Origin of the sequence: Streptomyces sp. NPDC006624, assembly GCF_040611555.1 — a bacterium.
GTDB lineage: Bacteria > Actinomycetota > Actinomycetes > Streptomycetales > Streptomycetaceae > Streptomyces.
Genome location: NZ_JBEXOM010000014.1, coordinates 109475 through 134418, shown reverse-complemented (window position 1 = coordinate 134418; position 24944 = coordinate 109475). Strand labels below are relative to the sequence as shown.

Sequence of the window (24944 nt, the reverse complement as noted above, 5' to 3'; positions counted from 1 at the left end):
GTACGCCCGGCCCACCGGCCTCACCACTCGATCACCGCCGGTCCCCGCCGTCACCTCCGTCCTCGGGTGCCGGGGCGTTCTCCTCCGGCGAGGAGAACGGGTGGCGCAGGGGCTGCGGCGGCCATGCGGGGGTCGTGAAGCCGTGCACGGTGAAGGTGTGGTGGCCCGATCCGACCTCGAACAGCGTTGTGGTGTCCGGCAGTTGCACCTCGGCGGTGGTGTTGGGCGGCACGACGGCCGTGACCGTGAGGGTGCCGCCGTGCCGCTCCCAGCCGGCCTCGGCCCGCCCGTAGGGCGTCAGGCGCGCGGCGTGCGCGTGGGTGAGCGTGCCGCCCGGCACCGGTGCGATCCGCAGCCGCTTCCAGCCGGGCGCGGCCTCCCCCAGGCCCGCGACGGCCCGGTGCAGCCAGTCGGCGACGGCGCCGAGCGCGTAGTGGTTGAAGGAGGTCATCTCGCCCGGGTTGACGGTGCCGTCGGGCAGCATCGCGTCCCAGCGCTCCCAGACGGTCGTGGCGCCCATGGTCACCGGGTACAGCCAGGACGGGCAGCCGGTCTCCAGCAGCATGCGGTAGGCCATCTGAGGCGCCCCGGCCTCGGTGAGCGCGTCGCAGATCAGCGGGGTGCCGGCGAACCCGGTCGCGATGCGGAAACCGGCCCGGCGGACGATCTCCACCAGGCGCCGCCCGGCCCGCTCGCGCTGCCGCCCCGTGGGCAGCAGGGCGAAGCGCAGGGCCAGCGCGTACGCGGTCTGCGCGTCGGAGGCCAGCAGGCCGCCCGGCGTGACGAACTCGTCGGCGAAGGCGGCCCGGACCCGCCCGGCGAGCCGCGTGTACCGCTCGGCGTGCCCCGGCTCGCCCAGCAGGGCCGCCACCTCGGCCATGATCTCTGCGGTGCGCGCCGCGTAGGCGTTGGCGACGAGGTCGCCGTCGGTCCGGGCGTCACCCGGCCGGTCCGGCGGAGCGGCCGGGTCGAGCCAGTCGCCCAGCTGGAACTCGCCCCGCCACAGCCCGCCGTCCCGTGCCACGTACCGTTCCAGCTCGTCCGCCCAGCCGGACATCGACTCCCACTGGGTGCGCAGCAGCCCCTCGTCGCCGAAGGCCCGGTACAGCGCCCAGGGCACGAGGACCGCGCTGTCGGCCCAGACGGCGTTCGGCGCCGCGGGGAAGCCCTCGGGCAGGGCGTCCGGCACGACCAGCGGGGGGATCGCCCCGTCCGGGCGGGTGAGCTGCTCGGCGGCGAGGTCGCGCAGCCAGGAGCCGAGCATGCCCGAGCAGTCGAAGAGGAAGGCGGCCGTGGGGGCGAACACCGCGATGTCGCCGGTCCAGCCGAGGCGCTCGTCGCGCTGCGGGCAGTCGGTCGGCACGTCGAGGAAGTTGCCGCGCATGCCCCACACGACGTTCGCGTGCAGCCGGTTCACCAGCGGTTCGGAGCAGGTGAACCAGCCGGTGCGCTCCATTGCGGTGTGCAGGACGACCGCCTCGACGTCACCGGGGGCCGGCTCGCCCGGCCAGCCGTCGACCTGCGCGTACCGGAAGCCGTGGAAGGTGAACAAGGGCTCGTACGTCTCGCCCCCGGGGGCGCCGCTGAGCGTGTAGCGGTCGGTGGCCGCGGCCTGCCGGAGCGGGCGCAGGGCGAGTTCCCCGTGTTCGAGGACCTCGGCGTGGCGCAGGGTGATCGTCCGCCCGGCCTCGCCGCGCACCCTGATCCGCAGCCGGCCGACCAGGTTCTGCCCGAAGTCCAGCACGGTGTGCCCGGCCGGGGTGGTGAGGATCCGCACGGGCGCCAGCGTCCTGGTCCGGCGTACGGGCGGGCCGGTGGGAGCGACCAGCGCGCCCCGGGGCATGCCGAGTTCGACGACCGGCGTCCAGCCGGGGCCGGGGTCGCCCGGCGCGGACCAGCCGGGGCGCTCCAGGCGGGCGTCGTACTCCTCGCCGTCGTACAGCTCGGACCGCAGCGCCGGTCCTGTCGCGGCCTGCCAGCGGGTGTCGGTGGCGACGGTCCGGGTGGTGCCGTCGGCGTACCGGACCTCCAGTTGCGCCAGCAGGGCGGGCCGGTCGCCGTAGATGTCGCGGCGGCCGCCGTGGAAGCCGAGCCGGCCGCTGTACCAGCCCTCCCCCAGGAGCGCGCCGAGTACGTTCTCGCCCTGGCGCAGGTGCTCGGTCACGTCGTGGGTGGAGTAGCGCAGGCGGTGGTGGTAGGAGGACCAGCCCGGGGCGAGGACGTCGGCGCCGACCGGGCGTCCGTTGAGCTCGGGCTGGAAGACGCCGAGGGCGGTGATGTGGAGGCGTGCCGAGGCGATCGGCCCGTGCAGGCGGAAGGAGCGCCGCAGCAGGACGACCGGGCGGGGGCGCGCCGGGCCGGTGCCGGGGTCAGGGCGGGGGGCGATCGGGCGGGCCGTCCAGTCCGCCGGGTCCAGCAGTCCCGTCTCGGCGTACGCGACCGGCGACCAAGGGGAGGCCCGGTTCCCGGTGTCCCAGACGCGGACCCGTGCGCCGACCCGGGTGCGCGAGGCCAGCTCCGGACCGGGCCAGGGCACCAGCACCGAGGCGTCCGACTCGACGCGGCCGTCGGTGCCGCCGAGCACCGCGCCCGTGTCGTCGACCAGCTCGATCTGGTACGCCGCCTGCCGCCAGCCGGGCGTGTCGGTCTCGGTGCGCCAGCTCAGACGGGGGCGGGACTCGCCGATGCCGAGCGGCTCCCGGTGGTGTTCGAACACGGGGGCGGTGACCTTGGCCTGCATACGGACGCTCCTCATCGCGACACTGGCATGAATCGTTTCAACCAGGCCGTGAGCGAGCGCAGCCCGAACGGGGATTCCCCGGGCGGGCGGTGATCATCCGCTCGCGATCCGCGTTCTTCCCGTCGAGCACGGTCGAGCACGCGGGACAGGCGGCGGGGGCCGCGGTGACCCTCGGGGCCCCGCGCCGGTCCCGGACGCGGGGACGGCCGGGCAGGTCATCGAGGTGTACCTGCCCGGCCCTCGCGGGCTCTCGCGCCCTGCCCCCGGATCTGCTTCGAGCATCGCAGAGCCGGGTCGCGCCCGGCCAGCCCCCTTCGGCCCGTCCCCGGCAGGATCACGTCCCCCGCGGCCAGGGACCCAGGACCCGGGAGGAACACCGGCGGGCCGGGCGTCTGCGCGCCGCCCGGCTCAGCGGCCGCCGCGGATCAGGCCCGTCAGGTAGCGCCACAGCGAGGAGCGCTGCCGGGCGGACGAGTCGGGCAGGACCTGCTCGGCCACCTCCGGGGCGGGCTCGTCCGCAGCGGGCGGCACGGGCGCGGCGGCCAGCTCGTAGCGCACGGGCAGGGAGCGCAGGCCGCGCATGAACGGCGAGGAGCGCCAGGGCAGTTGGTCGGCGGGCAGGGCGAGGTCGAGGTGCTCGAACCGCTCGAACAGGCGCCCGGCGCCGACGGCCGCGACCGTCGAGGCGAGCTCCCGGGCCGGGCACTGGCGCGGGCCCGCTCCCCAGGCCAGGTGGGCCCGGGTGCTGATGGTGGTCGCGGAGTCGGCGTGGTCCGCGAAGAGGGGGTCGGCGTGGGCCGCGGCGGAGGAGACCCAGACGGGGTCGCCGGCCCGGATCGTGTAGCGGCCGAGCGGGGTGTCCCGGGCGGCGAAGCGGGGCACGAAGTTGACCAGGGGCGGCTTGCGCATGACCACGCGGTTCATGGTCTCCCTGACCATCCCGGCGGACAGGCTGGCGCGTACGCCGCCCTCGCCGGAGACGACCTCCACGACGGTGTTGGAGATGAGGATGCCGACGTGGTCGGAGGTCATGCCGAGCAGCATGAACAGCTCGCGGGCCAGCTGGTCCAGCGACAGGTCCGGGTGGGCGGCCAGCAGGTGGGAGGGGAAGTCGTCGCCGGGCTCGCGCAGCTTCTGGGCGGCCAGGTCCGCCAGGGTCGCCAGCAGGCGCTCCAGCGCGGCCTCGGCGTCCGGGCCGGCGTCCAGTACGCGCCACATGTCCATCAGGGCGTCGTCGCCCTGCGAGCCGGGGAAGCCGAGCAGGTGGCTGGCCACCATCAGCGGCAGCGGCCGGGAGAACTGCGCGGACAGGTCGGCCACGCCGGTCCTGCCGCCCTGCCCGACCAGGCTGATCAGCTCGTCGGCGTAGGCGGTGACGGCGGACTTCAGGCGCTTGGCCTGGGGGTGGCGGGGGTCCTGGAAGGGCTTGAGGGCCGTGTCCCAGGCGGCGCGCAGGGCCGGGTAGCCGGGGCCGCCCTGGATGAGGATGTGGTTGACCTCCAGGGACGGTCCGAGCGGCCAGTCGGCCGGCACCTCGCCCTCGGAGCGGGCCCGCCAGTTCTCCAGCCCTTTGGGCCAGCCGGCGTCGTCCTGCAGCACCTGGAGCGCCTCGCGGTACCCGAGGACGAGCCAGGCGGGCACGCCCAGCAGGTCCACCGGCGCGACGGGGCCGTGCCGCCGGCGCAGCCGCTCGTACACGAGCGTGGGGCGCCTCTCGTAGTCCCGGGTCAGCAGCGGTTCGGGACTCAGCGTCTCCAGCCGCGCGTCGTCCAGGTCAACGGATCCGCCGTCGTCCCACTGGGATTCCATCGTCTTGCCACCCTCCGACACGCCCCTGCACCGGCGCACCGTCAGGCGGTGGCCGGAAACGGTGGGGACCCTACCCCAGGGCGAACTCGCTGGTGGGGCCGGGGGGTGGGGTGGGCGGACCGGGTATCAGGCGGCGGTGTAACCGAGTTGACGGCGCATGTACGGCGTCAGGAGCGTCCTCGCCTTGGCCAGGGTGGTGGTGCGGCTGCCGAGGATCGCGGAGTCGCCGCCCGGCACGGGCAGCACGGTCAGTCCGTCGGCGGGTCCGAACGGCACGATGAGCGGGGTGCGCCGGGTCGGCCGGTAGAGGCGCGGCTCCTTGCGGTGCCTGCCGGAACTCCGCAGGAAGGCGCGGATGTTGTGGGCGGCGAGGTCCGCCTGGGCGAGGGCGGCGGGGGTGACCTTGAGTTCGGAGACGTCGTTGACGTCCCCCACCGCGAAGACGTCCGTCCGGCCGTCGACCCTGAGCGTCCGGTCGACCTTCACGTGCCCGGTCGCGTCGAGCCAGTCGCCGTGCCCGGCCAGGCGGAGCCAGAGGGTGTTGGGGGTGGTGCCGGTCGCCCAGAAGGACAGGTCCGCCTCGATGACCGTGCCGCGGGCGTCGCGGTAGGTGCCGAAGTCGGTGCCGGGCGACATGAACGACTCCAGCCGCACCTGGACGTCGTGGGACTCGAGCCAGGCCAGGGCCTTGCGTCCCGGCCGGTCGCTGCCCGTGGAGTCGAGCAGGGCGGGCCCGGAGTGGGCGAGGGTGACCCGGGCGCCGGGGCGGGCGAGGCGGATCTCGGCGACGAGTTCGACACCGCCGGGGCCTCCCCCGACGACGAGGACGTGGTCGGCGGCGGCGACGTCGCGCTGGTGCTCCGCGAAGGACTTGGCGGCCTCCTCGGTGGTGGTGCCGGTGAAGCGGGCCGGCTCGGGGTAGTCGGCGCCGGTGGCGATCACGGCCACGTCGTACGGCAGCCGCTCGCCGGTGGCCAGGACGACCTGCCGCCGGGCGGTGTCGACGCGGACGGCCTTGCCCGCCACCACCCGGCCGTGGGCGAGCAGCCGGTCGTACGGGATGAAGGGGGTGTGGGTCCACTCGGGGCGGACCCCCGCGCGCAGGGAGGCGACGCGGTGGAAGAAGACCTCCTTGCGGTCCACCAGCGTGACCCGGGCCGTGCCGTCCAGCCGCCTCGCCAGCCGGACACCGGCGTAGCCGCCGCCGATCACCACTACGTCGCCGTCGTACACGCCGAGTCTCCTGTGCCGGGGTGGGGGCATCGAGCGCCGCCGCGGACGGGCCCCGCTCGGATCGGCCCCCGGCGGCCACTCGACTGACCGCGACAGTAGCGCTTGAAAGTTGAAGGGGTTCTGAGGTTCCGTGCATGTTCCGTGAAGGGATGGTCGCCTGACGGACCGTCATCTCCCCCAGATCTCCCGGTACGCCTCCCGGTAGCCCGAGGGGTCCCAGGCCGAGGCGCCGTCGCTGTTGGCGGCCGTGGCGATGTGGACGGGGGCGACGTACCCGCTGGCGGGGCGGCCGGAGAAGGCGCGGTTGAACTCGTCCACGATCTGCCAGCCCTGCAGGGACAGCGGCTCGGGCACGGTGGCGGCCTGGTACTGCTCGCTCTCGATACGGCGGAAGGCGGAGGGGTCGCCGTCGCCGGCGCCGATGTTGTAGGGCGGCCCCGAGCCCTTCTCGCCGGCGGCGCGGAAGGCCGGGGCGGCGTCGGCGAAGTACAGGTCGTTGATGGCCACGGAGTGCGTCCACCGCTCCCGGAACCGGGAGAGCAGCGAGGAGATCTCCCGCGGGGTGCGGGTGGCGGCGTCCGGGATCGGGATGTTCCGCACCGAGAGCAGCCGCACGCCCCGGCAGCTCGCCAGTTCCTCGCGGATCAGGTCGGACTTGTTGCGGGCGAAGGGGATCGAGGCGTCGGTGATGAGCACCACGCCGGCGCGGCCGTCCGAGTGGGCGATGATCCACTGCGCGCTGATGCGGGCCACGTCCTCGACCCGGGTGGTGACGTTGGTGAAGAGGCCGGGCTGCCGGCTGGGACCGGGCGAGGCCACCGCGTGCCAGCCGACGAGCGGGATGTTCTGCGCCTCGGCGCGCGCCGTCTGCTGGGCCGTCGAGTCGGGATCGAACCCGCCGATGACGATGCCCGAGGGGCGCAGGGCCACCGCTTCGCTCATGGCCGCCTGGATACCGGCCGGGGTGCCTCCGCCGTCGATCACGCGCACCTTCCAGCCGATGGCCCGGGCGGCTTCCCGCACACCCTTGGCGGTGCCCGCGACACCGGGGTTGGTCATCGTCTGGGCGACGTAGACGAGGGACTTGCCGGGGCGCGCCTCGGGCCCGTCGGCCGGCCCGCCCCAGGGGATGTCGGTCCGCTCCGCCTCCCTGACGGCGTCCCGGGCCCTGGCCTGGACGGCGGGGCAGCCGCTCCGGCCGGTCGCGGTCTCCTCGGCGCCGTCCTGGGAACCGCGTGCGCAGCCGGTGAGAGCGGCGGCCGTCGCCAGCAGGGCACAGGAGGCGAGCCGCGCGGTGCGGGCTGCGGCGGCTGCCTTGCGGATGCGGTGCACGAGGGCTCCAGTGAGGGGATCGACGCGGCGGGACGTGTGCGGGGTCAGGGTGGTGCCGTGCCGCTCTCCGGTGCCGCGGGAGACGGTGGCGGGGGCGGTGCGGCGGGGGTGTCGCCGGCGGCGGCACCCCCGCGCAGCCGGCGGCGGGCGGCGTATCCGGCGAGGCCCACGGCGATGAGCAGCGTGCCGCCGTGGAACAGCGGCACCGTCCAGAACTCGGCGCCCAGCTGGGCGATCCCGGTGAGTCCGACCGCCAGGACGGCGACGGCGACGACCGTGCCGAGGGCGTTGGGCCGGCCCGGCTTGATCGCCGTGGAGCCGAGGAGGGCGCCGACGAAGGCGGGCAGCAGGTAGTCGAGGCCGACGCTCGGGTTGCCGATCTGCTGCTGCGCCGCCAGCAGCACCCCGGCGAGGCCCACGATCAGGCCCGAGGCGGCGAAGGCGTAGACGGTGTACCGGCGGACCGGGATGCCGACCAGGTCGGCCGCGCGCGGGTTGGAGCCGACGACGTACAGGTACCGGCCGAGCGGGAGCCGCTCCAGCATCAGCCAGAGGACGGCCGCGAGGGCGAGCACGTAGAAGGCGGGGACCGGCAGGCCGAGGAACGAGGAGTCGTAGAGGTCGGTGAAGGCGGCCGGGAGGCCCTGCGGACCGGGGACGATGCGCCCGCCGTCGGTGATCCAGCCGGTCATGGCGTACATCATGCTGCCGGTGCCGAGGGTGGCGATGAAGGAGTCGATGCGGCCGAACTCGACGATGACGCCGTTGAGGACGCCCACGGCCAGCATGCCCGCGATCACGGTGAGGCAGGCGAGCGGCCAGGGCCAGCCCGCGTGGACGACGAGCTGCATCACCATCACATGGGCCAGGCCCAGGCCGTAGCCGATGGACAGGTCGAACGCGCCGGTGACGATGGGGACCATGGCGGCGAGCGCGAGGACGGCCGGGATCGACTGGGTGGACAGGATCGCGTCGAGGGTGTCCAGCGTCGGGAAGGTGTCGGGCAGGGCCAGGGAGAAGACGAGGTAGAGCAGGGCGGTGAGGGCGAGCAGACCGTAGGCGCCGATGTGGTGGCCGCCGGGACGGTGCGGGCGCCGGGGCCGGGGCGGCGGCGTCACGGGTGCCCGGCCGCGGTCGGGGGCAGGGCCGAGGCCTCCCGGGTGAGCCCGGCGACGGTGAGGTCCGGGCCGCTCAACTCGGCCGTCACGGCCCCGCGGACGAAGACCAGGGTGCGCCGGCAGACGTCGGCGACCTCCTCGAAGTCGGTGGACAGCAGCAGGACCGCCAGCCCCGCCTGGACCGCCTCCTCCAGCAGGCGGTGGATCGCGGCCTTGGCCCCGACGTCGACGCCCGCGGTCGGCTCCTCGAGGACGAGCAGCCGCAGATCGGTGCGCAGCCAGCGGCCGAGCATGACCTTCTGCTGGTTGCCTCCGGACAGGGTGGCGACGGGGGCCTCGGTGTCGCGGGGGCGTACCGCGAAACGGTCGATGAGGGCGGCGGCCCGGACGCGTTCGCGGCGGGGGCCGATCCAGTGCGGCGCCGGGGCACCTCCCGCGCGGGGGTTGGCCAGGAGGTTCTCGCGGACGGTCAGGTCGGGCAGGCAGCCCTCCCGCAGCCGGTCGCCCGGCACGAAGCCGACGCCCCGGGCGACGGCGTCCGCGACCGTGCGGGGGCGGTACGGCCGCCCGAGCAGCGTGGCCCGCCCGCCCAGCAGCGGCCGGGCCCCGGCGAGGGCGCGGCCCAGGTCGGTGTGCCCGGCGCCCGAGAGGCCGACCAGGCCGAGGACCTCCCCTGCGCCGAGACGCAGGCCGACCGGGCCCGCACGGGCGGTGCGGACGCCGTCGAGGGTCAGCACCGCCGGTGCCCCGGCCCGGGGGCGCGCTGGGCGTGGGGCGAACGCCTGCTTCTCCGCGCCGACGATGTCGCGCACCAGCCGGGCGGGGCTGTGGTCCGCGAGCCGGCCGTGGCTGACGAGCCGGCCGTCGCGCAGGACGGCGAAGGCGTCGGCGACCTGGTACACCTCGTCCAGGCGGTGGCTGACGTAGAGCAGGGCGTGGCCGCGGTCGCGCAGGCCGTGCAGGACGCGGAAGAGCCGGGCGCTGTCCGCGGCGGGCAGCCGGGCGGTCGGTTCGTCGAGGACGACGAGCCGCGCGCGGGCGGCCAGGGCCCGGGCGATGGCGACCAGCGAGCGGTCGGCTGGGGCCAGGGCGGAGACCTCGGCGTCGGGGTCGAGGTGCCCGGCGACGGTCCGCAGAGCCTCGACGCAGCGCTCGCGGGTGCGCCGCCAGGAGATCAGGCCGGTCCGGCGCCCGTACCCGGTGGTCAGGGCGATGTTCTCGGCGACCGTCATCCAGTCCACGAGTCCGAGGTCCTGGTGGATGAAGGACATGCCGCGGGTGGCGGCGTGGCTGCCGATCGGCTCGCCGGCCAGCGTGATCTGCCCCGTGTCGGCGCGGTGGACGCCGGCGAGCACCTTGATGAGCGTGGACTTCCCTGCTCCGTTGGGCCCGAGGAGGGCGAGGACGCTGCCGGCGTGCACGTCGAGGTCGGCCCCGGCGAGTGCGACGGTCCCGCCGAACCGCTTGCCGAGCCCGCGGATCCGGAGCAGGGGCTCCGGCCCGAAGGGCGAAGCCGCCTTCGCTGCGGTGTCAGAGGCGTCGCACACGCAGTCAAATTACAACATTCGGAACATTTCTCAGCCTGTTGTGTCCTCGGGGTGCCGGGCGTCGGGACACAGCACGGGATACCGGTGGGGTCAGGCCGCTTCGAGCCCGCACTCGGCCCAGATGACCTTGCCCTCGGGGAGGTAGCGCGTGCCCCAGCTCTGGGAGAGCTGGGCGACGAGGAACAGGCCGCGTCCGCCCTCGTCGGTGCTGGCCGCCCGGCGCAGGTGCGGGGCGGTGTTGCTGGCGTCGGACACCTCGCAGATCAGTGTGCGGCCGTACAGCAGCCGCACCCGGATGGGCCCGGTGCCGTGCCGCATGGCGTTGGTGATCAGCTCGCTGAGGATCAGCTCCGCGGCGAACGCGGTCTCCTCGAGGCCCCAGTCGGCCAGGCGCCGCAGCGCGGAGGCCCGGACCTCCCCGACGAGCGCCGGGTCCTCGGCGAGGAGGTCCCAGGTGGCGATCCGGTCCGGGTCGAGGGCGCGGGCGCGGGCCACGAGCAGGGCGATGTCGTCGCAGGGGTGCGCGGGCGCCACGGTGTCCAGGATGACCCGGCAGGTCTCCTCGGGGGCGCGTTCCGGATGCGCCAGGGCGGTGGTCAGCCCGGCCAGGACCTCGTCCACGTCGCGGTGCCGGTCCTCGATGAGCCCGTCGGTGTACAGGACCAGCTGGCCGCCCTCGGGGAGCTCGACCTCGACGGCGTCGAAGGGGAGCCCTCCGAGGCCCAGCGGGGGCCCGGCGGGCAGGTCGGGGTAGGTCACGGTGCCGTCGGGCCGGACCAGCGCGGGCGGCGGATGGCCGGCCCGGGCCATCAGGCACCGCTGCGCGGCCGGGTCGTACACGGCGTACAGGCAGGTCGCCCCGATCACGCCGACTCCCTGGCCGTCGGGGTCCTCCCGGTCCAGGCGCCCGACGAGGTTGTCGAGGTGGGTGAGGACCTCGTCCGGCGGGAAGTCGAGTTCGGCGAAGCTGCGGGCGGCGGTGCGCAGCCGGCCCATGGTGGCCGCGGAGAGCATGCCGTGGCCGACGACGTCGCCGACGAGGAGGCCGACGCGGGCGCCGGAGAGCGGGATGACGTCGTACCAGTCTCCGCCCACGTCCGACTCGGCGGGCAGGTAGCGGTGGGCCACCTCGACGGCGTCCTGGTCGGGCAGGCCGTGCGGCAGGAGCCGGCGCTGGAGCGCCAGGACCATCGCGCGTTCGTGGGTGTAGCGGCGGGCGTTGTCGATGGACAGGGCGGCGCGGGTGGCGAGTTCCCGGGCGAGCGAGCGGTCGTCGTCCCCGAAGCCGCTCCCCGCCCGGTAGAAGCTGGCGATGCCCAGGACCACTCCGCGGGCGAGCAGGGGTACGGCGATGACGGAACGGACGTGGGACAGCAGGCGCGCGGCGCCCTCGGGGTCCCGGGCCAGCCAGCCCGCCCCGGCGTCCAGGTCCGGCTCCAGCACCGCCTCACCCGCGGTCAGGCAGCGCAGCTGCGGTGCGGTCGGGGCGTAGTCGACGCGCTTGCCCGGCGCGGTGAAGGGCAGTCCCTCGCGGATGCCGTGCACGACCGTGCGGCGCAGGTCGGCCAAGGGGTCGGCGGACTCCTCGCCGCGCAGGACGGCGTCGGGCAGGTCGACGGTGACGAAGTCGGCGAGCCGCGGCACCGCCGTCTCGGCCAGCTCTTCGGCGGTACGGCGCACGTCCAGGGTGGTGCCGATCCGCGCACTGGCCTCGGACAGCAGCTCCAGACGCCGCCGCGCGGCCATGGCGTAGGCCCCGACGTGCGGCTCCCCGACCATGAGCAGCCCACGCGCCGGGAACGGGGAGGCGGCACGGCCTCGCGACGGAAGCGGCCCGGCGTCGGGGGCGAGCGGCGGGGTGCCGTAGGGGGCGAAAGGGGTGTTGTTGGGGGTGGGTGGGGTGTTGTTGGGGGTGAGCGGGGAGTTTTCGGCAGTGGGTGGAGTGCCGCCGGGGGTGGGTGGGGTGCTACCGGCAGTGGGTCGGGAGTTGTCGGGGGTGGGAGCGGTGCTTTCAGCAGGGGGTGGGGTGCTGTCGGCAGCGGGTGGGGTGTCGCCGGGGGGCAGCGGGGCGCTGTCGGGAGTCGGAGGGGCACCGTCGGCGGCGACCGTGGCAGCCGGGCCGCCCTCGACCGCCACCCGGCGGCCATCGCGCGCCATCGGGCCACCGTCGGTCACATCCGGTGCGGCACCCGCCACGTCCGCGCCACGGTCGGCCCCGGCCGAGTCCGCCGCATGCGGGGCCCCCGCCGCGGCCGCCGCACCGCCGGTCCGGGCGGTCTCGTCGCGGCCGGTGCCGACGGCGCCCTCGACGGCTGCCCTGACACGCGAGGCCGCACCCCGTCCCCTCTCGGCCCCGCCGAGGAGGTCGGCGGCCGACGTGACGGCCGGACGGAAGGGCGGAGGAGTGGTGGAGCCGGGAGGCGGTGGCGTCTGGTGGGGAAGCAGGAGGGGCGGTTCCGCCGGGGAGTCCGGGAGGACGGCCTCGACGGCGAGGCCCCGCACCCCGGAGGTGTCGGACATCGGGTGGCTCACCAGGGTCACCTGCCGCCCGCCGGGCAGCGTCACGTCGACGGCGGCCCGCTGCCCGCAGGAGATCAGCTCGGCGGCCTTCTCCATCAGGATCGCCTGCTCACGCGGGTGGAACGCGTTCGCGAGGGCGTCCGCCGCGAGACCGGGGCAGGCCCCGGAGGCGTCGGCTCCGGCGCTCAGGTACGCGCGCAGCAGCGCACGCTCGTGTGCCGAGCTCTGCCCGAGCAGCCGCCGTTCGATGGTCTCGGCCGCCTGGCGGATGGCGACGCCGAGCGAGGGATGCTCGAAGCCGCGGGGATAGCCGAAGCACAGCACGCCCTCGATCCGCCCGTTCAGCGGGTCACGGACGGGCAGCGCGACGCAGGCGTTCTGCTGGGAGCGCTCAGCGAAGTGCTCGGCGCCGTAGACGTGGATGAGCTGCCGCTCCGCCAGGGCCAGTCCGATGCCGTTGGTGCCGGCGACCTGCTCGGCGAAGACGAAGCCGGGGACGACCTGGATCGGCGGGAGGCTCCCGGTCATCGCCGGGTCCCCGAACCGCCGCAGCAACACCGTGCCGTCGGCGTCGGCGACCGAGATGTTGACCTGGCTGCCGGAGAACGCGGCCTGCAGCCGGTCGAGCACCGGCAGGGCCGCGCGCACGACCCGGCCGTCGGGGTCGAAGTCGTCGGTGTAGGGCAGGTCGGCCCGCTCCGGCGAGAGGCCGAGGGACCGGCAGCGCTGCCACGAGTTCAGGATCGGCGTCCGTACGCCCGCCTCGACCGGCTCCCCCTGGAGGAACCGCTCGCGAAGACGGGCGGGCCCCGTGCCCTGTGTCGCACGACCCGCCGACCGGGGTTGCTCGCCGGACCGGACCACGTTCGCCTCACTTGCGCCGGTGATGTGTCCGCTGCTCGGGTGGAGAATCTCGCAAATCTCGCATTGATGAGGATACGACCATCAGGGGCACGCGTCACGGCACGCCCGGGCGTCCCGGAGCCCGCACACCGGCGCGGCCGGTCCGGCGGACGGCGCTCAGCCCAGGAAACTGAGCCGCACCTTCCGGTCGGGGTTGTCCTTGTTGGTGTCCACCAGGCACACCGACTGCCAGGTCCCGAGCTCCAGCCGCCCGCCGATGACCGGGAGGGTGGCGTGCGGCGGGACGATGGCCGGCAGGACGTGGTCGCGGCCGTGTCCGGGGCTGCCGTGCCGGTGCTGCCAGCGGTCGTCGGCGGGAAGCAGCGTGTGCAGCGCGGCCAGCAGGTCGTCGTCGCTGCCGGCGCCGGTCTCCAGGACCGCGATTCCGGCGGTCGCGTGCGGGACGAAGACGTTGAGGAGGCCGTCGCGGCCGGCCGCGGCCTCGCGCAGGAAGGTCTCGCAGTCGCCGGTGATGTCGACGACCCGCTCGGCGGAACCGGTGGCGACGTTCAGGACTCGGGTGGTGAAGACGTCTGACATGCCCCCATCCTGACGCACGGGACCAAGGGGCACCCGGGAAGATCCACGCCTCCGGCAGGGTTGGTAGAAACGTGAACGACTCTCGCGAGGTCCAGGTGGTCGTGATCGGTGCGGGCCAGGCCGGACTGGCCGCCGCCTATCACCTGCGGCGGTCCGGTTTCGAACCCGACCGCGACTTCGTCGTGCTGGACCACTCCCCCGCGCCCGGCGGGGCGTGGCAGTTCCGCTGGCCGTCGCTGACCTACGGCAAGGTGCACGGGATGCACGCGCTGCCGGGGATGGAGCTGACGGACGCGGACCCGGCGCGGCCGTCGTCCGAGGTGATCGGCGCGTACTTCGACCGGTACGAGCGCACGTTCGACCTGCGGGTGCGACGGCCGGTCGAGGTGCGTGCGGTGCGCGAGGGCGCGGGCGGGCGGCTCCGGGTGGAGACCTCGGACGGGGTGTGGTCGGCGCGGGCCCTGATCAACGCGACCGGCACCTGGGACCGGCCGTTCTGGCCGCGCTACCCGGGCCAGGAGACCTTCCGCGGGCGGCAGCTGCACACCGCGCAGTACCCGGGGCCGCGGGAGTTCGCCGGGCAGCGGGTCGTCGTGGTGGGCGGCGGCGCCTCGGGCACGCAGCACCTGCTGGAGATCGCCCCGTACGCCGCGGCCACGACCTGGGTGACGCGGCGCCCGCCGGTGTTCCGGGAGGGGCCCTTCGACGAGGACGCGGGGCGTGCCGCCGTCGCGCTCGTGGAGGAGCGGGTGCGGCAGGGGCTGCCGCCCAGGAGTGTCGTCTCCGTGACGGGGCTGCCGCTCAACGACGCGGTCCGGCGGGGCATCGAGGACGGCGTGCTCGACCGGCGGCCGATGTTCGACCGGATCACCCCGGACGGGATCGAGTGGAACGACGGCACACGCGTCGAGGCGGACGTCATCCTGTGGGCCACCGGCTTCCGCGCCGCGATCGGCCATCTCACCCCGCTGCGGCTGCGCGGCCGGGGAGGCGGCATCCGCATGGAGGGCACACGCGCCGCGGCCGATCCACGCGTCCACCTCGTCGGTTACGGTCCGTCGGCCAGCACGATCGGCGCCAACCGCGCCGGCCGCGCGGCGGTACGGGACATCAGGCGCCTGCTGGAGCGTCAGCCGCTCGCCGCGTGACGCGGCCCGACGCCCTCACCCGGTCGCCTGCTTGCCGGCGTTCTTCTTCTGCTGCGCGTTGAACTCGGCCACGTTGCGCTGGTGTTGGGCGTAGTCCGCGGTGAAGCGCGTGTCGCCCGGGCGGACCGTGACGAAGTAGAGCCAGTCGCCCGCGGGCGGGTTGATGGCCGCGCGCATCGCCTCCTCGCCGGGGTTGTCGATGGGGGTCGGCGGCAGGCCCATGCGCTGGTACGAGTTGTAGGGGCTTTCGATGCGGGTGTCGCTCTCCGTGGTGCGGACGGTGGAGCGGTTCAGGGCGTAGTTGATGGTGGAGTCCATCTGCAGCGGCATGCCGCGCTCCAGGCGGTTGAAGATCACCCGGGCGACCTTGCCCATGTCGGCCTTGGTGGCGGCCTCCGCCTGGACGAGGCTCGCGATGGTGACGGCCTGGTAGACGTTCATGGCGTTGCGCTGCGCCCCCGCCGCGACGGGCGCGCCGTTGAACTTCTCGTTGGCCGTGTCGACCATCAGCGCCAGCAGCTTCTCGGGCGTCGCCTTCTCCTGGAGCGGATACGTGGCCGGGAAGAGGTAGCCCTCCGGATTGCCCTCGGCGTCGTTCGGCAGCTTCAGCGTCGCCTTGGCGAGGGACTTCTTCGTGCTGCCGGGGGGCAGGGCGAGCGCCTTGTCGACGGCGTCGTAGACCTGGCTCGCCCGCCAGCCCTCGGGGATCACCAGGGTGGTGGGCCGGCTCTCCTTCTCGGGCGCCAGGGTCAGCAGCGGCACCGCCACGGCGGTACCGACCACGACGGCTCCGGTCACGACGAGGGCGATGCGGCCCCGTCGCGTCAGTCGAATCGTGCTCCGTGACGGAGTGTTCTTCTGCATGCGGGCACGGTAACCCGCATATCGTCATAAACCCGGCATATTTTCATCTTGTCGGTTCCAGTTGGGCGTCCCGGCGTACGAGCGCCGCGTACCGGCCGTTCCGCGCGAGCAGTTCCTCGTGCGTGCCCTGCTCGACCGCGCGTCCGGCGTCGAGGACCACGATCTGGTCGGCGCCCCGGACGGTGGAGAGCCGGTGGGCGATGGTGATGGTGGTGCGGTCGGCCGACAGGGCGTCGATGGCGGCCTGGACGGCGGCCTCGGTACGGGTGTCCAGGGCGCTGGTGGCCTCGTCCAGGACGAGGACGGGCGGGTCGCGCAGGATGGTGCGGGCGATGGCCAGGCGCTGCTTCTCGCCGCCGGAGAAGCGGTGGCCGCGCTCGCCGACGACCGTGTCGTACCCGTCGGGCAGGGACGCGATGTGGTCGTGGATCTGCGCGGCCCTGGCCGCCTGGTGCAGTTCCTCGTCGGTGGCGTCGGGCTTGGCGAAGCGCAGGTTGTCGGCGACCGAGGCGTGGAAGAGGTACGTCTCCTGCGAGACGACGCCGACCGCCCGGGCCAGCGTGTCGAAGTCGAGGTCGCGGACGTCGGTGCCGTCGAGGGTGACGCGGCCGGCGGTGACGTCGTAGAGGCGGGGCACCAGATAGCCCAGCGTGGACTTGCCGGCGCCGGTGGGGCCGACGAGGGCGAGGCTGCCGCCGGCCGGGACCGTGATGTCGATGCCGTCGAGGACGGGGGCGCCCTCGGCGTCGTAGCCGAAGGAGACGTTCTCGAAGCGGATCTCGCCCTTGACGCGGTCGAGGCGGACCGGGTCGGGGCGTTCGGTGATGTCGACGGGCAGGTCGAGGTACTCGAAGATGCGCTGGAAGAGCGCGAGCGAGGTCTGGATCTGCACCCCGGTCGACAGCAGGCTCACGGCCGGGCGGAACAGCCCCTGCTGGAGGGAGACGAACGCGACGATCGTACCGATGGAGACCTGGGGGCCGCCCAGTTGGAGGGCGAGGCCCGCGGTCCAGTAGATGACGGCGGGCAGCGCGGCCATGACGATCGTGATGACCGCCATGCGCCAGCGGCCCGCCATGCTGGAGCGCACCTCCAGGTCGACCAGTTCCTCGGACTCGTCGGCGAAGGTCTTGGTCAGGGAGTCGGAGCGGCCCATCGTGCGGCCGAGCAGGATGCCGCTGACGGAGAGCGACTCGGTGACCGTGGCGGCCATGGCGGCCATCTGCTTCTGGCGCCGGGTGGTGATCTTCCGGCGCTCGTCGCCGACGCGGCGGCTGATCCACACGAAGACCGGCAGCAACAGCAGCGAGACGACGGTCAGCCGCCAGTCGAGGGCGATCATCGCGGCGATCGTGGCGACCACGCTGGTGACGTTCGAGACCAGGGAGGTCGCGGTGGAGGTGACGGTGGCCTGCATGCCGCCGATGTCGTTGGCGATGCGGGACTGCACCTCGCCCGTGCGCGTGCGCGTGAAGAAGGCGAGGGACATGCGCTGCAGCCGGCCGTAGACGGCGGTGCGCAGGTCGTGCATGACGCGCTGGCCGACCGTCGTGGAGATCAAGGTCTGCAGGACGCCGAAGACGCTGGTGAGGACCGCGCTGAGGATCATGCCGAGGGCGAGCAGGCTGAGCAGCCCGGTGCGCCCCTCGGGGATCGCGACGTCGAGGATCTCCTTCAGCAGGAACGGCGTGGCCACCGAGACCAGCGACGAGGCGCCGACCAGCAGGCCGACGACCGCCAGGCGGCCGCGGTAGGGACGGAAGAGTCCGAGGATGCGGCGGACCTGCCGGGGCTGCTCCTGCATGCCGTCCGGCGGGGTCCAGCGGATTTCGTGATCGGGACGCATGGGCTCCTTCGAGGGCGGTACGGGCGGGACCGGCCGGGCGGATCGGATCGTAGCTCATTGTTACCTATACTCACAATGAACGGCATCCTGATAGTGTTCCCCGCATGACCACGCCCGACCCCGACGGTCTGCTCGCCGAGCAGTTGCTGCGGCTCACGCGCCGGGTGCACCGCATCCAGAAGCACCATCTGGAGCAGCGCGAGCTCGGCATCACCCCGGCCCAGTCCCGGCTGCTGCGCACCCTCGCGCACTGGGGCTCGCCACCGCGCATGGCCGATCTGGCCGAGCGCCTGGAGGTGGTGCCGCGCGCCGTGACGACACTGGTCGACGCACTGGAGGCGAGCGGCAAGGTGCGGCGGGTCCCGGACCCGGACAACCGGCGGGTGATCCGCATCGAGCTCACCGACGACGGACGGGCGGCGCTGCGCGAGCTGCGGGCGGCCCGCAGGTCGGCGGCGGAGGAGATCCTCGCTCCGCTGACGGCGGATCAGCGCGAGGCGCTCGGGGGGTTGCTGGACACGCTCATCGACGGGGCGCCGGTGCGGCGCTGCTGACGCACGCGGGGCCGTCCCCGGTGCGCGTGCGGGCCGCCAGGGCTTCCGGGGGCCGGCCGACAGCGCCCTGCGGGACGCACCGACGTGCGTCCCGCAGACCTCGTCAGCACCGCACGCGGTCCCGCGTGAGCACCCCCTGTTCGGTCGTCACCTCGCGGTCGTGGCAGCCGTGCGAGCCGTACAGCCGGTAGCGCTCGCTGCTCGTTCCGACCGCGTGCCGCTGGTCGCGCGGCACGTTCGCCGTGTAGGTGGCGTCACCCGTGTAGGTGTCGTCGAGCCGTGACCACGCGACGCGGTGACCGCCCAGCAGTTCGGTGGTCGTGGCGCGGTCGCCGAGGGTCAGGACGGTGCGCAGCCGGTCGCCCGCGCCGAGGGTGGTCGTGCCGTCCATCGTGTACGTCCGGCGGGTGCGGGTGGTGCGGTCGCCGGTGGTCACCGACTCGTCGTCCCTCCAGAGCGCTTCCAGCCCGTCGGTCGTCTCACCGTCGGTCCAGCGGTGGGTCGAGGTGTGGCTGAGCGAGCGGCGGACGGTGGTGCCGACGCGCCCGTGCGAGGTGTCGACATATCCGGCGACCGTGAGCCGGTGGGCGCCCTCGGTGTCGACCCGGTGTTCCGGGCCGGGCGTGTGGGCCGACGAGCCGGTCGGCGCGCCCTCCTGGTGCACCGTCAGCTTGCCGGTCACCCGCGCGCGGTGCTCGTCCTGCCAGACGAGGACGTTGACCGGTGTGCTCCAGCCGGTCTGCCCCTCGGGGACGCCGGCGACCGAGACCTCGACGCGGTGCGGGCGGCCGTCGTTGAGGATCCCCGCGAAGGGGGTGAGGTCGAAGGTGACGGGCGCGACGTCGAAGGCGCGCGGGCCCGGGACGACGTACCAGAGGAACGGGTTGGACCAGCCGCCGGTCCACACGGTCGGGAACGGCGCCGCGATGCCGGCGACCCTGCCGTCCACCCGGATCCGCACCTCGCGGTAAGGGCCCCGGTCCGCCGTGCAGGAGTAGGGCGCCGGGGCGGGCACCGTCAGGTACCAGTACTCCTCGCAGCCGCCGCCCGAGCCGGTGGCGTACACCTCAACGAGGACCCGCTCGCTGTTGCGCGGGGTGGTGAGCGTGGAGTCGCCGGTGAGGGTGAGGACCCGGTCGGGGATGGCGGCGGCCGGGCGGCCCGCGAAGAACGTCAGCGTGACCTTGACGTCGAGCACGCCCGTGTAGGTGTCGTCGACGACGTTGCCGATGAGCATCTCGACGTCCCCGCGGCCGCGGAAGGTGTCGCTGTAGCGCGTGACGTCCTTCTCCACCGACCACGTGATGCCGTCCGGCGAGGGCTGCGGCGTCGACGTGCGGAAGATCTCGACCCCGCCGATGTGCAGGTAGCCCAGCCGGTCGTACTGACGGCCCTTGACCGCGCCGTCGAGACGCAGCACCACCTTGCTCCAGCGGTCGCCGCAGCTGGCGGGCGGCGTGTAGGTGCCCCGGTACGGGGTGAAGTCGCGGAACTGCGCCCGGGCGACGGTTACTTCGCAGGACCTGCCGGACGGTCTGCCGACGGGCGGGGCGGCGGTGACCGGGTCGTGCCAGTCGGTGCCGAACTCGGCGGGGACGTCGGAGGCAGGGGCTCCGGCCGGAGGGGCGTCAGCCGCGAGGGCTCCGGCCACACGGGGGTCAACCGCGGGGTCGTCGGCCGCGAGGGCTCCGGCCGCCGGTGCGGCGCCGGTGCCGAGGAGGGTGCTCGCCAGGAGGGTCGCCCCGGCAAGCATGGACATGACTAATCGTCTCTTCATGAGCGGTGTTCTACGGGGGCCCGGCCGTCTCCGCAATGCGCACCCGCCCACCCGGACACGTCCGTTCGGGATCCCGTCGGCCGATTCCCGCCGCCGGAGGGAAAACCGTTTGCCATCGACCACGCGCCGACGCGAACCTGTCACGGTTTGCTGCCACCGGCCGCGCCCTTCTGCCCTGCCCTCCCCTGCCTTCCCTCCCCTTCTGCTCCCTTTCCCTTCCGCTCCCTTCCCTTGCCCTTCCCTGACACAAGCCACTGGGACGTCATGCAGATTCAAGACCTTCCGTATCCCGACCCCGGTGTGCCGGACGCGCGTTCGGGGCCCCGCTTCCTGTGGTGGCTCTTCCGGAACCAGCTGGGCGGCCAGTGCAAGGCGCTGGCCTGGGGACTGCTGCACTTCACGTCCGTCGCCGCGCTGCCGTTCTGTGTCGGTGCCGCCGTGCAGGCCGTCGTCGACCGCTCCGAGTCGCGACTCGCCCTCGCGGGCGGGCTGCTGGCGCTGGCCGGTGCGGGCAGCGCGATCGGAGACACCTTCCTGCACCGCACCGCCGTCACCAACTGGATCACGGCCGCCGCCCGCGTCCAGCAGCTCCTCGCCCGCAAGGCGGCCCGCCTTGGCTCGGCGCTGACCCGGCGCGTGGCGGCGGGGGAAGTGGTCGCGGTCTCCACCGGCGACGTCGAGAAGATCGGCTGGTTCGTGGAGGCGCTGTCGCGGTTCACCGCGGCCCTGTTGACCGTCGTACTGGTCTGCGCCGGGCTGCTCGTCTACCAGCCGGCGCTCGGCGTGGTCGTCGCCGTGGGCCTGCCCGTGCTGGCGCTCGCCGTGCTGCCCCTGCTGCCCCGTGCCACGCGCCGTGCCGACACCCAGCGCGAGAAGGCCGGACGCGCCACCGAACTCGCTTCGGACACCGTCGCGGGCCTGCGCGTGCTGCGCGGCATCGGCGGTGAGGAGCTGTTCCTCGACCGCTACCGCCGCGCCTCCCAGGAGGTCCGCCACGCGGCCGTGCGCAGCGCCCGGATGTGGTCGCTGATCTCGGCGATCCAGGTGCTGCTGCCCGGGTTGCTGCTCATCGCCGTCGTCTGGCACGGGGTGGGGCTGGCCCGGGAGGGCCGGATCACCGTCGGCGAACTGGTCACCGTCTACAGCTCGATCATGGTGCTGACGTATCCGCTGCGGCACTTCGAGGAGATCGCGATGGCGTACTCCTTCTCCCGGCCCTCCGCGACACGGGCCGCGGGGGTGCTGGCGCTGGAGCGGGCCACGGACACCGCCGGAACGCGCCCGGACGCCCTGCCCTCGGGGGACCTGTACGACCCGGAGACGGGGCTGCTCGCGAGCGCGGGGCTGCTGACCGCCGTGGTGTGCGGCGACCCGGACGCGGCGGGCCGGCTGGCCGAACGGCTGGGCGGGCACCCCGCGCAAGGGGGCGCCCCGGTCCTGCTGGGCGGGGTGCCGCTCGACGAACTGCCTCTGGACAGCGCCCGTACGGCCGTCCTGGTCCAGGACAAGGACCCGGTCCTGCTCTCGGGCACGCTGCGCGAGTTGCTCGACGTACCCGCCTCCGGCGCCGTCGAGCCCCGGGCCGCGCTGGCCGCCGCGCAGTGCGACGACGTGCTGGCGGCGCTGGTGCAGGGTTCGCTGGGCGCCGCCGACGCCATGGACGCGCGGATCACCGAGCGCGGCCGGTCCCTGTCCGGCGGCCAGCGCCAGCGGCTCGCGCTGGCCCGGTCGCTGCTCACGGACCCCCGGGTGCTGGTCCTGGACGAGCCGACCTCGGCCGTCGACTCGCACACCGAGGCCCGTATCGCCCAGGGAGTGCGGGAGTTGCGCGCGGGGCGCACGACCGTGGTGTTCACCTCCTCCCCACTGCTGCTGGACCGCGCCGACCGGGTCGTGTTCCTGCACGACGGCGAGGTCGTGGCGGTCGGCGCCCACCGCGAGCTGGTGCTCGCCGAGCCCCGCTACCGGGCGGTGGTCACACGCGAGACGGACGACGAGGCCGCGCCGGACGGTTCGGCCGCCCTGACGGACGCACTGCGCCACGACGCGGTGCACGACGACGTGCTGCAGGCACTGGAAGAGATCGAGGAGAAGGCATGATCGGCGTGGCGCCACCGGCGTACGACCCGGCGGCACCGACGACGGCGCACACCCTGCCCGTCGGAGCCCCCGCGACCGTGCGCGCCTACGTGGCCGAACTGCTGCGCCGGCACCGCCGGGCGTTCCTGCTCCTCGTGGCCGTCAACACGGTCGCGGTCCTCGCCTCGATGGTGGGCCCGTGGCTGCTGGGCTCGCTGGTGGAGCGGGTGACCGACGGGGCGCGCGACCTGCGTCTGGGCCTCACGGCGGGGCTCTTCCTGGCGGCGCTGGCCGTCCATGCCGTCTTCGTCCGCGAGGTACGGCTGCGCGGCGCGATGCTGGGTGAGCGGATGCTGGCCGACCTGCGCGAGGACTTCCTCGTCCGGTCGGTCGGGCTGCCGCCCGGCGTGCTGGAACGGGCTGGGACCGGCGACCTGCTGTCCCGGATCACGACGGACATCGACCGGCTGGCCAACGCCATGCGCGAGGCGGTGCCGCAGCTGTCGATCGGTGTGGTGTGGGTCGTGCTGCTGATGGGCGGGCTGGTCGTCACGGCGCCGCCGCTGGCGCTCGCCGTGCTGGTCGCCCTGCCGCTGCTGATCGCCGGATGCCGCTGGTACTTCCGGCGGGCGCCGGGCGCCTACCGGGCCGAGGCCGCCGGGTACGCGGCCGTGGCCGCCGCGCTGGCCGAGACCGTGGACGCGGGGCGCACCGTGGAGGCCCACCGCCTCGCCGACCGGCGGGTCGCGCTGTCGGAGCAGCGGATCCGGGAGTGGACGGCCTGGGAGCGCTACACGCTGTGGCTGCGGTCGGTGCTCTTCCCGGTCATCAACGTCACCCACGTGACCGTGCTGGCCTCGGTGCTGCTGATCGGCGGGATGTTCGCACTGCGGGGCTGGATCGACGTCGGCCAGCTCACCACCGGAGCGCTGATCGCCCAGATGCTCGTCGACCCGGTGGGGCTGATCCTGCGCTGGTACGACGAGCTGCAGGTCGCGCAGGTGTCGCTGGCCCGGCTGGTCGGCGTCCGGGACATCGAGCCGGACGCGGGCGACCCGGGGGTGGCCCCCGAGGGGCGCCACGTGCGTGCCGACCGGGTGCACTTCGGCTATCTGGAGGGCGTGGACGTCCTGCGCAAGGTGTCCCTGGAGGTCTCCCCCGGTACCCGGCTGGCCCTGGTCGGGCCGTCCGGCGCGGGCAAGTCCACGCTGGGGCGGCTGATGGCCGGGATCTACGCGCCCCGGGACGGCCGGGTCACGCTGGGCGACGCCGAGCTGTCCCGGATGCCCGCCGAGCGGGTCCGCGCGCACGTGGCGCTCGTCAACCAGGAGCACCACGTCTTCGTCGGCTCCCTGCGTGACAACCTCCGGCTGGCCCGGACGGGCGCCGGCGACGCCGAGCTGTGGGCGGCGCTGGGCGCGGTCGACGCGGACGGCTGGGCACGGGCCCTCGACGACGGCCTGGACACCGAGGTCGGCTCGGGCGGGCTGGCCCTCACGCCCGCCCAGGCCCAGCAGATCGCGCTGGCCCGCCTGGTGCTGGCCGACCCGCACACCCTGGTCCTGGACGAGGCGACGTCCCTGCTGGACCCGCGGGCCGCCCGCCACCTGGAGCGCTCCCTGGCCCGGGTCCTCGACGGCCGCACCGTCGTCGCCATCGCCCACCGGCTGCACACCGCGCACGACGCCGATGTCATCGCCGTCGTCGAGAACGGGCGGATCAGCGAACTGGGCAGCCACGACGAGCTGGTGGCGGCGGACGGGGCGTACGCGGCGCTGTGGCGGTCCTGGCACGGGTGAGGACCGAGCCCCGGGGGGATGGGTGAGGACCGGGCCCCGGGGGGACGGGTGAGGACCGAGCCCCGGGGGGACGGGTGAGGACCGGGCCCGGGGGGGCACGTGTCGGTGGCCCCGGGCCCGGTGGCCCCGGGCCCGGTGGGCGCGGGGGCCGGAAGGCGCAGGGCCGGAAGGCGCAGGGCCGTGGCGTTGCGCGGTCCCGAGGCCGGGTGGAAGTCTGGAAGCGGGCACCGGCTCGGGGAACGCCCGGGAACCGCGGCAGCGGTTCGGCGACGGGTGGCGCCAGTGCTCCGTGCGGAGGCGGCCCGGCGCGGGCCCCGATGACGAACGGGCCCGTTCCCCATCCCCTGGAGGTACCCGTGAACAGCTCCGACGGCTGGGGAGACGACGTCTACCAGCCGGACCAGGACGAGCAGAGGGAGGACACGGGGGTGCTCGACGCCGAGGACACCCTGGAGTACGACGGCGTCGACGATCCCCTGGACCGGGGCTGGTCCCCTCCCGAGCGGCCCTGGGCCGTCGAGCACCTCGGCGTGACGGCGGCCGAGCGGCAGCGGGGCGAGACCCTGGACCAGCGGCTCGCCGAGGAGCTTCCCGACGCCGTCGCCCAGGACGGTGACGGCCTCGGGGACTGCGACGGCACCGACGGGGAACTCCTCGACAACGAGGTCGGCGCGGCCCGCTCCGGCCGGCTCGTCGCACCCGACGAGGGCGCGCACGAGGACGAGGAGAGCGCGCTGGTCGCCACGGACGTGGGCATCGACGGCGCCGCCGCGTCGGCCGAGGAGGCCGCCGTGCACGTCGTCGACGAGGACACCCTGCCCGGCTGATCCCAGTACCGACCCGAGCCGTCCGAGGAGCATCCATGCAGCAGGACAAGCACCCCGACTACCACCCCGTCGTCTTCCGCGACCGCGCCGCCGGCTACGCCTTCCTGACCCGGTCCACCGCGACCAGCGACCAGACCATCGAGTGGGACGACGGCGAGACCTACCCGGTCGTGGACGTGGAGATCTCCTCGGAGAGCCATCCCTTCTACACGGGCAAGGCCCGCACGGTGGACACGGAGGGCCGGGTCGCGGCGTTCGAGCGCCGCTACGGCAGCGGCTGAACCACCCCGTTCAGCCCTTCCCACCCC

The 24944-nt window shown here is 74.4% G+C and carries 17 protein-coding genes; 6 read left to right on the top strand and 11 right to left on the bottom strand.

Features of this window, described 5'->3' with window-relative positions; genetic code table 11:
* Nucleotides 1–31 precede the first annotated feature (31 nt).
* From ABZY20_RS24800 to ABZY20_RS24765, 8 genes are all read right to left on the bottom strand, one after another.
* The gene (locus tag ABZY20_RS24800; RefSeq protein ID WP_356443764.1) at nt 32–2740 is read right to left on the bottom strand and encodes a family 78 glycoside hydrolase catalytic domain; all 2709 of its coding nucleotides are present in this window, start codon (nt 2738–2740) and stop codon (nt 32–34) included.
* A 408-nt stretch (nt 2741–3148) separates the two neighbouring features.
* A complete protein-coding gene (locus ABZY20_RS24795) occupies nt 3149–4549 on the bottom strand; it encodes a cytochrome P450 (RefSeq protein WP_356443762.1) in 1401 nt (466 codons plus the stop codon).
* A 126-nt stretch (nt 4550–4675) separates the two neighbouring features.
* Nucleotides 4676–5782: an FAD-dependent oxidoreductase gene (locus ABZY20_RS24790; protein ID WP_356443760.1), complete on the bottom strand. Its 1107-nt coding sequence runs from the start codon at nt 5780–5782 to the stop codon at nt 4676–4678.
* Between the two features lie 168 nt (nt 5783–5950).
* Entirely contained in the window at nt 5951–7114 is a 1164-nt protein-coding gene (locus ABZY20_RS24785) for a substrate-binding domain-containing protein (protein ID WP_356443758.1), read from the bottom strand.
* A 44-nt stretch (nt 7115–7158) separates the two neighbouring features.
* Nucleotides 7159–8232, bottom strand: coding sequence for an ABC transporter permease (locus ABZY20_RS24780; RefSeq protein WP_356443756.1), 1074 nt, complete (start codon nt 8230–8232; stop codon nt 7159–7161).
* Nucleotides 8229–9779, bottom strand: a complete 1551-nt coding sequence (locus ABZY20_RS24775) for a sugar ABC transporter ATP-binding protein (protein WP_356443754.1) — start codon at nt 9777–9779, stop codon at nt 8229–8231. Before ABZY20_RS24775 ends, ABZY20_RS24780 begins: the two co-directional genes overlap by 4 nt.
* A gap of 90 nt (nt 9780–9869) precedes the next feature.
* Nucleotides 9870–13163, bottom strand: coding sequence for a SpoIIE family protein phosphatase (locus tag ABZY20_RS24770; RefSeq protein WP_356443752.1), 3294 nt, complete (start codon nt 13161–13163; stop codon nt 9870–9872).
* Nucleotides 13164–13319: 156 nt separating this feature from the next.
* Nucleotides 13320–13742, bottom strand: coding sequence for a YjbQ family protein (locus ABZY20_RS24765; protein WP_356443750.1), 423 nt, complete (start codon nt 13740–13742; stop codon nt 13320–13322).
* Nucleotides 13743–13813: 71 nt separating this feature from the next.
* Between ABZY20_RS24765 and ABZY20_RS24760 the strand changes: the two genes are divergently transcribed.
* On the top strand, nt 13814–14890 hold the full coding sequence (locus ABZY20_RS24760; protein WP_356443749.1) for an NAD(P)-binding domain-containing protein: 1077 nt from the start codon (nt 13814–13816) through the stop codon (nt 14888–14890).
* Nucleotides 14891–14905: 15 nt separating this feature from the next.
* Here ABZY20_RS24760 and mltG read toward each other — a convergent pair whose 3' ends face one another.
* Both mltG and ABZY20_RS24750 read right to left on the bottom strand, forming a co-directional pair.
* A complete protein-coding gene (mltG, locus tag ABZY20_RS24755; RefSeq protein WP_356443747.1) occupies nt 14906–15754 on the bottom strand; it encodes an endolytic transglycosylase MltG in 849 nt (282 codons plus the stop codon).
* Between the two features lie 43 nt (nt 15755–15797).
* The gene (locus ABZY20_RS24750) at nt 15798–17600 is read right to left on the bottom strand and encodes an ABC transporter ATP-binding protein (RefSeq protein WP_356443745.1); all 1803 of its coding nucleotides are present in this window, start codon (nt 17598–17600) and stop codon (nt 15798–15800) included.
* 104 nt (nt 17601–17704) lie between these two features.
* Between ABZY20_RS24750 and ABZY20_RS24745 the strand changes: the two genes are divergently transcribed.
* Nucleotides 17705–18154: a MarR family transcriptional regulator gene (locus tag ABZY20_RS24745; protein ID WP_356443743.1), complete on the top strand. Its 450-nt coding sequence runs from the start codon at nt 17705–17707 to the stop codon at nt 18152–18154.
* 103 nt (nt 18155–18257) lie between these two features.
* Here ABZY20_RS24745 and ABZY20_RS24740 read toward each other — a convergent pair whose 3' ends face one another.
* Nucleotides 18258–19931: a peptide-N4-asparagine amidase gene (locus tag ABZY20_RS24740; protein WP_356443741.1), complete on the bottom strand. Its 1674-nt coding sequence runs from the start codon at nt 19929–19931 to the stop codon at nt 18258–18260.
* Between the two features lie 264 nt (nt 19932–20195).
* Here ABZY20_RS24740 and ABZY20_RS24735 point away from each other — a divergent pair, with 264 nt between their 5' ends.
* The 4 genes from ABZY20_RS24735 (at nt 20196) to ABZY20_RS24720 (ending at nt 24917) form a co-directional block, all read left to right on the top strand.
* The gene (locus ABZY20_RS24735) at nt 20196–22031 is read left to right on the top strand and encodes an ABC transporter ATP-binding protein (RefSeq protein WP_356443739.1); all 1836 of its coding nucleotides are present in this window, start codon (nt 20196–20198) and stop codon (nt 22029–22031) included.
* A complete protein-coding gene (locus ABZY20_RS24730; RefSeq protein WP_356443738.1) occupies nt 22028–23809 on the top strand; it encodes an ABC transporter ATP-binding protein in 1782 nt (593 codons plus the stop codon). The genes ABZY20_RS24735 and ABZY20_RS24730 overlap by 4 nt, the downstream gene beginning before the upstream one ends.
* A 356-nt stretch (nt 23810–24165) precedes the next feature.
* Nucleotides 24166–24636, top strand: coding sequence for a DUF5709 domain-containing protein (locus ABZY20_RS24725; protein WP_356443736.1), 471 nt, complete (start codon nt 24166–24168; stop codon nt 24634–24636).
* A gap of 35 nt (nt 24637–24671) precedes the next feature.
* The gene (locus ABZY20_RS24720; RefSeq protein ID WP_311682041.1) at nt 24672–24917 is read left to right on the top strand and encodes a type B 50S ribosomal protein L31; all 246 of its coding nucleotides are present in this window, start codon (nt 24672–24674) and stop codon (nt 24915–24917) included.
* Nucleotides 24918–24944: the final 27 nt, after the last annotated feature.